General features: G+C 71.3%; 8 protein-coding genes and 1 tRNA gene. 7 read left to right on the plus strand and 2 right to left on the minus strand.

Going from position 1 to position 12739, the window contains the following annotated elements; translation table 11 throughout:
* Positions 1-593 precede the first annotated feature (593 nt).
* Complete coding sequence (locus ACZ6TI_RS35820) at positions 594-1283, plus strand: hypothetical protein (protein ID WP_465349656.1); 690 nt, start codon at positions 594-596, stop codon at positions 1281-1283.
* Positions 1284-1700: 417 nt separating this feature from the next.
* Positions 1701-3371, plus strand: coding sequence for a recombinase family protein (locus ACZ6TI_RS35825; protein ID WP_465349657.1), 1671 nt, complete (start codon positions 1701-1703; stop codon positions 3369-3371).
* Here the strand turns inward: ACZ6TI_RS35825 and ACZ6TI_RS35830 are convergent.
* Positions 3336-3420: transfer RNA gene (locus tag ACZ6TI_RS35830), tRNA-Leu, on the minus strand. The two genes, ACZ6TI_RS35825 and ACZ6TI_RS35830, sit on opposite strands and share 36 nt — an antisense overlap.
* 197 nt (positions 3421-3617) lie before the next feature.
* Here ACZ6TI_RS35830 and ACZ6TI_RS35835 point away from each other — a divergent pair.
* The 5 genes from ACZ6TI_RS35835 to ACZ6TI_RS35855 all read left to right on the plus strand — a co-directional run bounded on the left by ACZ6TI_RS35835 (position 3618) and on the right by ACZ6TI_RS35855 (position 12252).
* A complete protein-coding gene (locus tag ACZ6TI_RS35835; RefSeq protein WP_465349658.1) occupies positions 3618-5093 on the plus strand; it encodes a tetratricopeptide repeat protein in 1476 nt (491 codons plus the stop codon).
* 121 nt (positions 5094-5214) lie between these two features.
* Positions 5215-7815 (plus strand): fibronectin type III domain-containing protein, encoded by a 2601-nt coding sequence (locus ACZ6TI_RS35840; RefSeq protein ID WP_465349659.1) that lies wholly within the window; start codon positions 5215-5217, stop codon positions 7813-7815.
* An 11-nt stretch (positions 7816-7826) separates the two neighbouring features.
* Positions 7827-8807, plus strand: a complete 981-nt coding sequence (locus tag ACZ6TI_RS35845) for an AAA family ATPase (protein WP_465349660.1) — start codon at positions 7827-7829, stop codon at positions 8805-8807.
* The gene (locus ACZ6TI_RS35850) at positions 8804-9925 is read left to right on the plus strand and encodes a DUF58 domain-containing protein (protein ID WP_465349661.1); all 1122 of its coding nucleotides are present in this window, start codon (positions 8804-8806) and stop codon (positions 9923-9925) included. The genes ACZ6TI_RS35845 and ACZ6TI_RS35850 overlap by 4 nt, the downstream gene beginning before the upstream one ends.
* The gene (locus ACZ6TI_RS35855; protein ID WP_465349662.1) at positions 9919-12252 is read left to right on the plus strand and encodes a transglutaminase TgpA family protein; all 2334 of its coding nucleotides are present in this window, start codon (positions 9919-9921) and stop codon (positions 12250-12252) included. The genes ACZ6TI_RS35850 and ACZ6TI_RS35855 overlap by 7 nt, the downstream gene beginning before the upstream one ends.
* Here the strand turns inward: ACZ6TI_RS35855 and ACZ6TI_RS35860 are convergent.
* Positions 12210-12734 carry a helix-turn-helix domain-containing protein gene (locus tag ACZ6TI_RS35860; protein WP_465349663.1) on the minus strand — a complete coding sequence of 175 codons (525 nt, stop codon included), beginning with the start codon at positions 12732-12734 and terminating at the stop codon, positions 12210-12212. The two genes, ACZ6TI_RS35855 and ACZ6TI_RS35860, sit on opposite strands and share 43 nt — an antisense overlap.
* Positions 12735-12739: the final 5 nt, after the last annotated feature.

The following is a 12739-nucleotide window of genomic DNA, read 5'->3' on the forward strand; positions in this document are numbered from 1 at the left end:
CCACCCCCCCATCTTTTTTTTTGGTCTGCCCTCCTTTTTCTTTCGTTTTTTTTTTTTTTTTCCCCCCCCCCCCCCCCCCCCCCCCCCCCCCCCCCCCCCCAGCCCAGTGGGGGGAGGTTTGGTGGTCCGGTCACGGCACGCAGGCCCGCGCCGCGCACGGGCCGGCAGTCAGTGGGCGCCCGGAAGTCTGATCACGGATCTCCTCTGACCCTTCGCCGGTTGCTTGGTTCCCGGCAATTGCACCCCCGGCGCGATCAGGAGGGCCAGCTCCCCGTGCCGAGGCCGTCGCCGCGCGTCGGCGTCGACCGCAAGCCGCCCAACAGCGGACACCGGTACGACGACCAGGCCTGGCGGCGCTGAGGATCTGCGCGAGCCCAACAGTCGACGATCCGTGCGCGTTGGGTACGGATCGTCGACTTTGTTGGGTAAGCCCGGCGTCCGGACCCTGGCCCTGTTGGGTCGGGCCGCGGGCGACGTCGTCGGATTGTTGGGTTGGTGTTGAGCGCGCCGACGCGGACAGCCCGGCGAATTGCGGCGGCGCGACGCCTTAGTGAGATGCGAACACGGCCAGTCGGCGCGGGGGCGACCTGCCCATGACTGCCCATGACAAGAATGTGCCCGAGACCCCGGCCTCCCGGACTGACACGGCCCCCGACATCCGTGTCACCCACGCCAGCCGCGACAAGGCCGCCGTCATCGTCTGGCGGATCACCGCGGACCAAAGCGGCGACGCTGACGTCGCCCGGAATTCTGGCGCCGGCGACAGCCCGCTGACGCCGCGTCTGGCGCGCCATCTCGTCGCGATCTACAGCGACGTGCACGGCACGGTCATCGACTTCGACGCCGACATCAACCTGGAACGCGCCGCCGAGGCAACGGGACGTGCCTATTCGACGATCACCGACGTCAGCCGGACAAGTCCGGGAACGCACCTGCCCGTCCCGGCAGCGTTGATCCTGCTGCGCTGGCCCCGCCCGGACACCGAAGGAGCAGAAGCGGACGCCAACAGCCTGCTCAGGCGCTGCCAACAGCACCTCGCAGACGATGGCAGCACCATCGTCGTCGTCACGGCCGTCCCGCCGGGTGCCGACGGGCCAGCTACGGCGATCACGAGCAGATCCTGCTCCCCGCAGCGCGGGCCGCCGGGCTGCGCCACCTGCACGACATCGTCCCGATCGACACCGCAGACGAGCAGGACGTCTTCACGTACGCGACCGGGCCGCACACCGCCGGGCAGACCTCCTCCGGCGAAGGGCGACAGGACGCCGTCACGACCTTGGTGATCTTCGGTCATCCCCGGCGGCGGCCGTGACACCCCACGACAACGGCGACAGCAACCCGGCCGAGGGACGACAGAAATCTCGGCCCGTTCCCGTCACCCGCGACACGAAACCAGAGCCGCGCGACAGAAACCTGTCGCCGGGTGACAGAGACGAACAGCCGACCCCGCAGGCGAATGAGTCACGTTACGGTGCTGCGCCCGCGACGGCCCCGCCGCCGCAGCCCGGGAACTGGACGCCGGGCAGCAACCACGCCGTCGACCTGACATTGACCCGGGCCGACCTACGAATCGAGCTTCCGCAGCACGACCCGGTCATCACCGCGGCGGCAGCTCGCGCCCTGCTACGGCTGGTCCAACGAGCTGCAGCGGGGCGCGACCCGCCTGACGGCCGGCAGCCTCCACTACTAGGGAGTAGTCCATGAGATTCGCCTTCTACGGACGGGTGTCCACCGAAGACAACCAAGACCCACAGGCGTCCTACAACTGGCAGTTCACGCGCGCCCGCGGGCTCATCGAGCCCGCGGGACACACCATCGTCGCCGATTTCTTCGACATCGGCACGTCCCGCTCATTGCCGTGGAAACGCCGGCCCCGAGCCAACGAGCTGCTGGCCGCGTTGAAGGACCCCCGGCGCGGGTTCGAAGGCGTCGTCATCGGTGAACCTCAGCGCGCGTTCTACGGCAACCAGTTCGGTCTCACCTTTCCTATCTTCGAGCACTATCGCGTCCAGTTGTGGGTTCCTGAAGTCGGCGGGGCCGTCGATCCAGGCAGCGACGCCCACGAGCTGGTCATGGCCCTCTACGGCGGGATGAGCAAAGGCGAACGCAACCGCATCAAGATCCGTGTCCGGTCCGCGATGGCCGCCCAAGCCGCGATGGAAGGCCGCTTCCTCGGCGGACGCCCGCCCTACGGATACCGCCTCGCCGACGCCGGACCGCACCCGAACCCCGGCAAGGCGGCCGACGGCAAGCGCCTGCACCGGCTGGAAGCCGACCCGATCACCGCACCGGTCGTGCAACGCATCTACCGCGAATACCTGGCCGGCGCGGGCATCTTTGCCATCGCCGAACGGCTCACCCGCGACGGGATACTCTCACCCTCGGCCGCCGACCCGGCCCGCAACTCCCACCGCCACATCCAGGCGTGGGGCAAGAGCGCCATCCGGGTCATCCTCACCAACCCCCGCTACACCGGCCGACAAGTATGGAACAAGCAGCGCAAGGCCGAGATCCTCATCGACGTCGACGATGTCGCGCTGGGCCACGAAACGAAAATGCGCTGGAACCCCACCCAGGAATGGGTCTACTCCACCACCCAGGCACACGAGGCGCTCATCGACGACGAGACCTTCGAACGGGTTCAGACCATGATCGCGGCCGGAGCGCGACGGCCCGACGTGGACCGTAAGCCGCGACGGAGCAAGCGCACCTACGCCTTCTCCGGGCTGCTCTTCTGTGGCCTATGCGATCGTAGGATGATCGGCAGCTTCAACAACGGCCGCAACCACTACCGCTGCACCTACGCCGCCGAGTACGCCGATGCCAGCCGCCTCGCCCACCCGCGCAGCCTCTACCTGCGCGAGGACAAGATCGTCGAACTCGTTGACCCCTGGATCCGCCGGGCCTTCTCCTCCACCAACCTGCGCACCACGCTGCAGGCGATGGCCGACGCCCAGCACGACGACGCCGACCAGCATCGCGTCATCGCGGCCCGGGAGAAGATCAACATCTGTCAGACCAAGCTCGAGCGGTACCGAGCCGCACTCGACGCCGGCACCGACCCGATCCTGGTCCAGCAATGGATCACCCAGGTCCAAGCCGAGAAGGCCATCGCCGAGGGCGACCTGCGACGGATTACTGGACGCCGCACCATGACCGCCGAAGAGATCAACACGCTGGTCGAAGCAATGGCCGGCATCGCGACGATCCTGCGCCAAGCCGATCCTGCTGACAAAGCCGATGTCTACAGGCAACTCGGAATCAAGCTCAGATACGAACCAGGCCTCCGCCTGATACAAGCAGAGGCCTCACCAAGTGGATCATGTACTAAAATGTGTCCGGAGGGGGACTTGAACCCCCACGCCCGATAAAGGGCACTAGCACCTCAAGCTAGCGCGTCTGCCATTCCGCCACCCGGACCTGCATTACAGCCTAGCCTGGCCGACCTTGGGCTTGCGCCCAGGATCGGCAGCCCGGCGGGCCGCACAGGCGAGTACTTTACACGGCCCCCGGACCCACCCGCAGGGTGGGCCGCGGGGTGTCGCGCTTCGGGACGATTGGGTCATTCCGGGGTTCGGGCCTGGCGGGCGGCGGGCGTACGCGGCAGCATGTCTCGCGTGTCTCAGCCCTCCCCGCTCGAGCCTGCCCGGCAGCGTGCACTGACCCTTGCCGAGCAGGGTGATCGTGCTGCCGCCATCGCGATGCTCGAGCATGCCGTGGGACTGGGCAGGGTGAACCTCGGCGAGGACGACCCGGGGGTGCTCGGGGCGGCGCATCAGCTCGCTCGCCTGCACCAGGATGACGACGATCCGTCCTCGGCTCGGCGGGTGCTGGAGGAGGCCTACGCGGCGGGGCAGTGGCGGCTCGGTGAGGCCGATCCGTTGATGCTGGAGATCTCCTACGACCTGGGCGTGGTGGCCGAGGAGCTGGGGAACCGGCATGAGGCGCGGAAAGCGCTCGGGCGGGTGGTCGAGGCGGGGCAGCCGGTGCTCGGCGATCACCACTGGGCCGTGTTGAAGGCGCGGGCCTATCTCGACGGTGACACCTCCGTGCTGAGCCCGGACGCACCCACTCCCCCGCCGCCGCCCGCGCCACCACTCCGGCCCAGCCCGGAAAGCAACTGGCCAGCACAACAGGGCACGCCAGCAATGCAGAGCACGCCGCCGATGCAGCGAGCGCCCGCAAACGACTGGCCGGCACAACAGAGCGCCCCGCCGAGCGACTGGCCGGCGCAACAGAGCGCCCCACCAACGCCCGCGAACGGCTGGCCGGCAGAGCAGCAGAACGAACCGACGACCTATTTCCAGCCGTCCGCGCCCCCGCCGCCGATCCAGCACCCGGCCTACGTCGAACACGCACCACCCGTCCAACAGCCGGCCTACGGCCAGCAGGCGCCACCTGCCCAGCAACAAATGCCGGTCCAGCAACAAATGCCGACCCAGAACACGCCGGCCCAGAACACGCCGGCCCAGCAGATCCCGGTCCAGCAGATGCGGGCCCAGCAAACGCAAACGCCACCGGCCTACCAGCAGACCTACGTCCACCAAGACCAAGTGCCGCCCGTCGACCAGCACATCCCGATGCAACCGACCTACCACGACCCCCCGCCCTACCGGCTCGCCGAACCCCAGATCGAACCCACGAAACCGAGCAACCCCCCGTACCAGAGAAAGGGTCCTGCTCTGTTCGCGGCGATCGCCGCGGTCCTGGCCGTCACCGTCGCCGTGGTCGCGCTGGTCTTCGTGCTCGCCGGCCGCAACGGCTCCGGTAACGACAACGACCCGGATGTGCCAACTCTCGGCGGCGGCCCGGCGCCCACCGACGTGCAGGTCCGCGACCGTGGCAGCGCCGTGGAGATCTCCTGGACGAACCTCGGCGAGGGGAAGAACTCGACCATCATCACCGGCGGCCACCCGGGCGAGGTGCTCAAGCCGATGGGTGAGGTCGGGCCCGGCGAAACGCGGTTTGAGCTGCGTGGACTCAATGATCAGCTGGACTACTGCTTCGCGGTGGTCGCGGTTTATGGGACGAACTCGTTCGCCACCTCGGCGCAGTCCTGCACGACGCGGCCGGGGCCCGCCAGCACGGGATGATCATTACAGATAGCGATCAAAGTTATCCACAGCCGTGAAACCTCGGGGGCCCGCCGCCATCGGCATCCCCCTATGATGGCTCGCGTTCTGAAGGTCCAAAACGGGGAAGGATGCGCAGGCCGTGACCACATCGAAGGGCCGCTGGCGCAGCCGCGGTGGGCTCGTCACGATCGGCACGGTGCTGAGCCTGCTGACCGGTCTGGGGCTCACCGTGCTCGGGCTCGGCGCCGCGGATCAGGCGGTGGCGAGCTTCGACGCCGCCTCCTGGGTGTGGAGCAAGGGCAAGGGCGAGGTGGCCCGGGTCAACGGCGTGACCGCCAAGGTGGACACCCGGGTCGACGTGCCGGGCGGGCGCAACCACCAGATGCAGGTCTCGCAGAACGACCGCTTCGTGATCCTGCGCGACGTGAACACCGGCCAGATCAGTTCGATGGACCTGGCCTCGCTCAAGGTCTTCGCGACCGCGGACACCAGCGCGGGCATCGGTGTCAGCGTGGCGCTGCGCGATGACGCGGCCTTCGTGATCGACGCGGTGCGCGGGGTGATCCGCCAGCTCGACCCGCGCACGCTGACCCCGATCGGCCAGCCGCTTCGTTATCCGCCGGGCATCACCGGCGGGGTCTTCGACGGCTCGGGCCGGCTGTGGATCGCGGTCCCCAGCGAGGGCACGGTCTCGGCGATCACCGCGGCGCCGATCGCCTCGGAGGGGCCGCAGCAGGGCGCCGGACCGACGCAGGTCAGCACCAGCACGGTCGCGCCGCCGAGCCACGACCTGGCGATCTCCACGCTGGACACCGGCGTGGCGGTGCTCAACCGCACCACCAACGCGCTGACCACGATCCGCGACGATCGCCGGCAGAGCACCACGCTGCCGCTGACCGGGCCGGGCACGGTCGCACCGCAGACCAACGGCCTGCGGGTGCCGGTGACGGTGCCGGACGCGCGGCATGTCTATGTGGTCGGTGACGGCAAGATGAGCGGCGACTTCCCGGTGCCGGGCGACGGGCCGGAGCTGCAGCCGGCGGTGGCCTGGGAGGGCTTCTTCTATGTCGCCGAGCGCGACACCGGCCGGGTGCACGTCTTCGACGGGCAGGGCCGCGAGCAGCAGGGCATCGACATCCCCTCGCCGGGCGGGCCGCTGGAGCTCGAGGTGCGGGAAAACTATCTGTTCATCAACGCGCCGGGCGCCGCGACGGCCCGGGTCGTCGACAACGCGCACCGGGTGCGGACGGTCGACAAGTACGCCGACGACGTGCTCGGCGGCGACGCCCCGCCGACGCCGCCCACTCCCCCGCCGCCGCCGAAGCCGAAGAAGCCGGTGGTCAGCAAGCCGGGCGCGCCGCGCAACGTGCGGGCCGCGGCGGGCAACGCGGAGGCCCGGGTCAGCTGGCAGTCGGCGAGCGCGAACGGCGCCGCGATCACGCGTTATGTGGTGTCCGGCGCGGGCAAGACCATGCAGGTCGGCGCCGATCAGCGGTCGGTGAACGTGACCGGGCTGACGAACGGTGAGACCTACCGGTTCGAGGTCTACGCGGTGAACAAGAAGGGCAACGGCCCGCCGCGCACCAGCAACGCGGTGCGGCCGACGGCCGAGGTGCCGGACGCGCCGACCGCGGCCGAGGCGCAGGCCCGGCCGGACGGCTCGGTCGTGGTGACCTGGCCGGCCGCGAACGGTCAGGGCCTGGAGATCGAGCGTTATGCGGTGAGCGCGATCTCCGAGGGCGGCACGGCCCCGGTCGGCGAGTCCGACTCGCCGGAGCTGACCATCAAGGACGGCGAGCTGGAGTACGGCAAGCAGTACGCGTTCACCGTGGTCGCGATCAACGAGCGTGGCGCCGGTTCCAAGGCGTCGCCGGTGAGCAACAGCGTGGTGCCGTTCGCCAAGCCGGGCCGCCCGGAAGACGTGGACGCGACCACCGTCAGCGACAAGGCCGGCGCCGTCCGGGTGATCTGGACGGCGCCCGCGGAGAACGGCCGCCCGATCACCAAATACGTGGTGCAGGCCGGCGACAAGTCGCAGGACGTGACCGACGGCAACTCCGTGACGCTGACTGGCTTCGGCGCGGGTGAGACGGTGGCGGTGCAGGTCCGCGCGGTGAACGAGGCCGGCGAGAGCGAGCCGGCGACCGCGACCGCCCGCACGGTCGCCAAGCCGGTGCTGACCATGACCGGCGGGTCGACGACCGTCGACACGGGCACCGTGACGTTCAGCGTGGCGGCCGGCGGCGGTCAGGCCGAGTGCACAGTGACCGCGAACAACGGCGGCGGCTCCGCCACCGGCAGCTGCTCGAGTCTCAAGCTGGACGAGCTGATCTCCAACACGAGCTACAAGTTCACCGTGACCGCCAAGAACGTGGCCGGCACGGACACCGGCGAGCGCACGCAGTCGACCCAGATCCTCGGCGGCACCGCCACCTGCAACAACGGGCCCGACGGCGACCAGCGGACGTATTGCAACTCCGACGTCGACGGCCGCAACGGCAACGAGGTCTTCAGCGTCACCAGCCAGAACAACAACAGGCAGGTGGGCTGGGCGCGGCCGGACAGCCGCTGGCAGGCGTACTGCAAGAAGTCCGGCGAAGAGGTCTACGCGTTCGTCTACAACGACGACAAGCGCAGCAACATGTGGGTCCAGATCAACTACGAGGGCCGCAACTACATCCCGTTCGCGTGGCTCAACCTGGACGCCGGCGACAACGTGAACAAGCTCCCCGACTGCTAGGGCCACCGACTGTGCACACCGAACCCCTGCCGCCCCAGCACATCCAGGGCTTCGCCCAGGTCGCCGCGCAGCTCGCGGACCGGATCGGCGCCGTCGTGCTGGGCAAGCCCGAGGTCGTCCGGCTGGCGCTGACCGCGCTGTTCGCGCAGGGGCATGTGCTGCTCGAGGACGTGCCCGGCGTCGGCAAGACCACGCTGGCCCGGGCGCTCGCGGCGAGCATCCGCGGGCAGTGGCGGCGCATCCAGTTCACGCCCGACCTGCTGCCCTCGGACGTGTCCGGGGTGACGATCTTCAACCAGGCGAGCCGCGGCTTCGAGTTCCACCCGGGCCCGGTGTTCGCGAACATCGTGATCGCCGACGAGATCAACCGCGCCTCGCCCAAGACGCAGTCCGCGCTGCTCGAGGTGATGGAGGAGAAGCGGGTCACGGTCGACGGCGTGCCGCACCCGGTGCCGCAGCCGTTCCTGGTGGTGGCGACGCAGAACCCGGTCGAGATGGACGGCACCTACCGCCTGCCGGAGGCGCAGCTCGACCGCTTCCTGGTCAAGCTGTCGGTGGGTTACCCGGACGAGGATGTCGAGGTCGAGGTGCTGCGCGGCGCGGCGATGCGGTCGCCGGACGCGCTCGAGCCGATCACCGACACGGCCACGGTCGGCGAGATGGTCCGGATGGCCATGCGGGTGCACGTGGCCGATCCGCTCTATCTCTATTCGGTGCGCCTCGCCGCCGCCACCCGCAACCACCCGCAGGTCCGGGTCGGCGTCAGCCCCCGTGGTGTCATCGCGCTCACCCGGGCGGCGTGCGCCTACGCGCTGATCAACAACCGCGGCTACGTGCTGCCCGAAGACCTGAAGACGCTGGTCGAGCCGGTCTTCGCGCATCGCGTGCTGCTCACCCCGGACGCGCAGCTGCGCGGTGTCACGGTGGCGGAGGTGCTGAACGACGCGATCCGCTCGGTGCCGGTGCCCCTGCCCGACAACCAGCGCGCGTGAAGGGCGTCACCGCCCGGGGCGTCGGCGCCGCCGTCGCGGCGCTCGCCCTGCTCGTCCTCGGGTTCCGCTTCGGCTACCCCGACCTGGCCATCCTCGGCGCGGCGGCGGCGCTGGCCCTGGCCGCCGCGGCGGTCTTCGCGATCTGGCGGCCCACGCTCACCGTCGAGCGCCACGCCGAGCCCGACCGGGTGGCCCGCGGCGACCCCGCGACCATGCGCCTGACCGTGCACAACGCCAGCCGGTTCCGGGCCGCCAGCCTGGTCGCCGTCGACCGCTGCGGCGGCCGGGACGTGCCGGTACCGCTGCTGCGGCTGCGGCCCGGCAGAGACACCACCGAGACCTATCCGGTGCCCACCGAGCGCCGCGGCGTCGTGCCGGTCGGCCCGCTGCACGTCACCCGCGCCGACCCGCTCGGCCTGGTCGAGCTCGCCCGCAGCTACGGGGACCCGGCCACGGTCTGGGTGCATCCGCGCATCCACCTGCTCCGCGCGGTCCCGGCCGGCATGGCGCGCAGCCTCGACGGCCGCATCGACAAGGTCCCGCACGGCACGATCACGTTCGACTCGCTGCGCGAATACGTCGTCGGGGACGAGATGCGCCGCGTGCACTGGCGCAGCTCGGCGAAGGTCGGCGAGCTGATGGTGCGGGAGCAGCTGGACACCAGCGAGCCGACCATCGTGGTGCTGCTCGACGACCGCGCCGGCGCCCACCCCGACCCGGAGACGTTCGAGTCGGCGTGTGAGGCGGCCGCGTCGATCATCGCCGCCGCGGTGCGCGAGGACCTGCCGGTCGGCCTGCACCTGGTCACCGGCGAGCACACCGGGCCCTATCTGGACGTCCTCACCGAGGTCACCCTCACCGACGGTGATCTCGGCGCGCGGATCCGCAGCCTGCGCACCAACCGGCTCGGCGACACGCTGGTCTTCCTCACCGGGCCCGGCGGGCTCGACGACCTGGGCGCGATCGGCGCTCTCCGCGGGCCGTACCCGGTGGTGATCGCGGGGCTCTTCGGCGACCGCGACGCCGCGCCGGTCACCGGCGGTAGCGGCATGATCGTCATCGAGGCGGACGACGGATTGCAGTTCGCGGGCGCCTGGGACGGGGTCCGCGGATGGTGAGGTGGCTGCGCGCGGCGGTCGTCCCGATCGTGCTGGCCGGGCTGATCGCGCTGGCCGGGCTGGTGCTGGGCCGGATCTACGCGGGCGATCTGCTGGCCTGGCTGGTGGCCGGCGCGGCGGTGGGTTCGGTCGGCGCCGGGCTGGCCGCGCGCAAGCTGCCGTCGTGGAGTGTCGCGCCGCTGTCGGTGCTGCTGATGGCCGGTTACACGGCGTTCGCGCTCAAGCTCGCCGCCGATCGCGCGGCGCTCACCGATCCGCTCGCCACGATCATCCGCGACTCCCTGATCAACGGGATTCCGCGCCTGCTCACCGCCATGATCCCGGTCGAGGCCACGCCGGACACGGTGGTCGTACCGATCATCGCCGCCTGGCTCGCCGGCCTGGCCGGCACCGAGATCGCCGTCCGCGCCGGCCGCGTCCTGCTCGGTTGCGCGCCCGCCGCGGCGCTCTATGCGGGCGCGCTCTACGTCGTCGGCCCCAACGCGGCCGCGGCGGTGCGGCCGACATCGGCCTTCGCCGGCCTCGTCGTGCTCGCCCTCGCCACCTCGAAACCCGAGACCGGTACGAATGCCGACGACGTGCCCGCCGCGACACGCAAGCTGGTGCGCGGGCGAGCGCTCGCCGGCGCGGCCGCCGGGCTGACGGTGGTGCTCGCTCTCATCGCGACCGTCGGTCCGTGGGTGGCCGACCGGGTGTCCGCCACGCCGGTCGACCCGCGCCGCTACGTCACGCCGCCGCAGGTGGACAGCCTCGACGAGAGCCCGCTGAACCGGATCTCCGGCTGGGCGCTGACCCCGGACGAGCGGCTGCTCGACGTGCGGATGACGACGCCCGGCGAGGAACCGGCGCGGCTGCGGCTGGCGGTGCTGTCCGACTACGACGGGGTGACGTGGCGGGTCGGGGCCACGTACCGCAATGCCGGCCGCGTGCTCCCGCCGCAGCCCGCGCCGGAGGGCGCCACGGTCGACGAGGTGCGCCAGGACATCACCGTCGAGGGGCTGACCGGGCGGCTGCTGCCGGTGGTGCCGACGCCGAGCGAGGTGCAGGGCGCCCGGGTGGCGTTCGATCCGGCCACCGGCACGCTGATCCGTCCCGAGGCGTTGCAGCGCGGCGTGCGCTACGAGGTCACCTCGGAGCGCCCGACCCCCGACCTGAACCTGCTGCCCGGCGCCGACTCCCCGTCCGGCGACGCGGTCGCGCGTTATCTGGCGATCGGCGCGGGCGTCCCGGACCCGATCCAACGGCTCGCCGACCAGCTGTCCGACGGCAACGGCGGCGCCTTCGACCGGGCCACCGCGATCGAGGAGTTTCTGGCCGAGCACTACCGCAAGGTCGCCGACTCGCCGAGCGGGCACGCCTATCCCAACCTCGAATACTTCCTGTTCGGCCGCCGCGACCAGGGTGGACAGGTCGGCACGTCGGAACAGTTCGCCGCTTCCTATGCCCTGCTGGCCCGGCTGACCGGCCTGCCCAGCCGGGTGGTGGTCGGCTTCACCGTGCGGCCCGGCGGCGGCGCGGTCACCGCTGCCGACGCGCTGGCGTGGCCGGAGGTGCTCTTCGACGACCTGGGCTGGGTGGCCTTCGACCCGATGCCGAAGAGCAGGGATCCGCGGCCGGTCGAGGAGGACTTCACCCCGAAGCCCACCACGCCCCCACCGCCGCCGTCCGACGCCCCGCCACCGAGCGACGAGCCGTCCGCATCGGCCGCGCCGCCCCTGCTCGCCGCGGGCGGTCCGGGCGGGCCGTCCACCGTGGTGGTGGCCGGTGGTGCTTCCGGGTCCGCGTTCCTGCTGCTCGCGGCGGCGGCGCTGGGCGTGGTGCTGATGCGCCGCGGGCAACGACGGCGGCGCCTCTCCGACGGTGCTCCCGACGATCGGATCGCGGGCGCCTGGCTGGAGTTCACGGATGCGTTGCGGCTGGCCGGAAAGCCGGTGCCGGGGCACCTCGCGGCCACGGAGGCCGCCGCCTACGCGGCGACGGTTCCCCGCCCGGAGTCCCCGTCACCGCGGCGGCTGCTCCGCCGGGCCGCACCGGTCGCCCTTCTGGAACCGGCGGCGCCCGGTGAGGCAGCGCCGTTGCCGCCGCTCGACCAGCTCGTGGACGGGATCAACACGACGGCCTTCGCGCCGGGCGCCGCCGACGAGGGACAGGCACGGCGGGCCGCCGACCAGGCTGTCACCTATGCGAGCGCGCTGCGCGGCCGCCGATCCTGGTGGCGGCGTGCCTGGTGGTCGCTGCACCCGGGCCCGCTGCGCTGGCACCGCGGCCATCGCCCGCCGTCCGGTCAGTGGAAGGGCGACTCGCCGAAGACCTCCCGGATCCGGTAGAGATCGCGGAGCCGGGGTTCGGTCGCGCCGCTGACCCAGCGGCTGACCGTCTTCGTCGACACCTCCATCTTCCGGGAGGCCGCCTCGAGGGTGAGGCCGCCGTCGCGGAGCCGGCCGGAGAGCCACGCCGCGAACGACGGTTGGCCGCCGCCCGGCTCCGGCTCGGGCCCGCGCGCCGGCGCGGCGGGGCCGGACGTGCGCGGGAGGGTGGCGGGCACCGCGTCCGGCGCGACGAGCACGTCGACCTCGGCCGCGCCGGGAAAGATCCGCAGGGAGACCTGAATGGCGCCGCGCGGCCCGGCCGCCTCCAGCAGCACCTCGGCCACCCGGTCGCTCAGCGTCCGCACGTGCTGTTCGGACATCGGCGAGGTGGCGGTCAGCTCTCGCCGGACGAAGTCGCGGACGTCCGGCAGCGCCGACGGCCGCGCCGGAAAGTTCTGCGTGACCACCACGATCGGCAGGATCTCGGGAGTCTCCGGCATCGCAC

The organism is Actinoplanes sp. NPDC051388, from assembly GCF_055586225.1.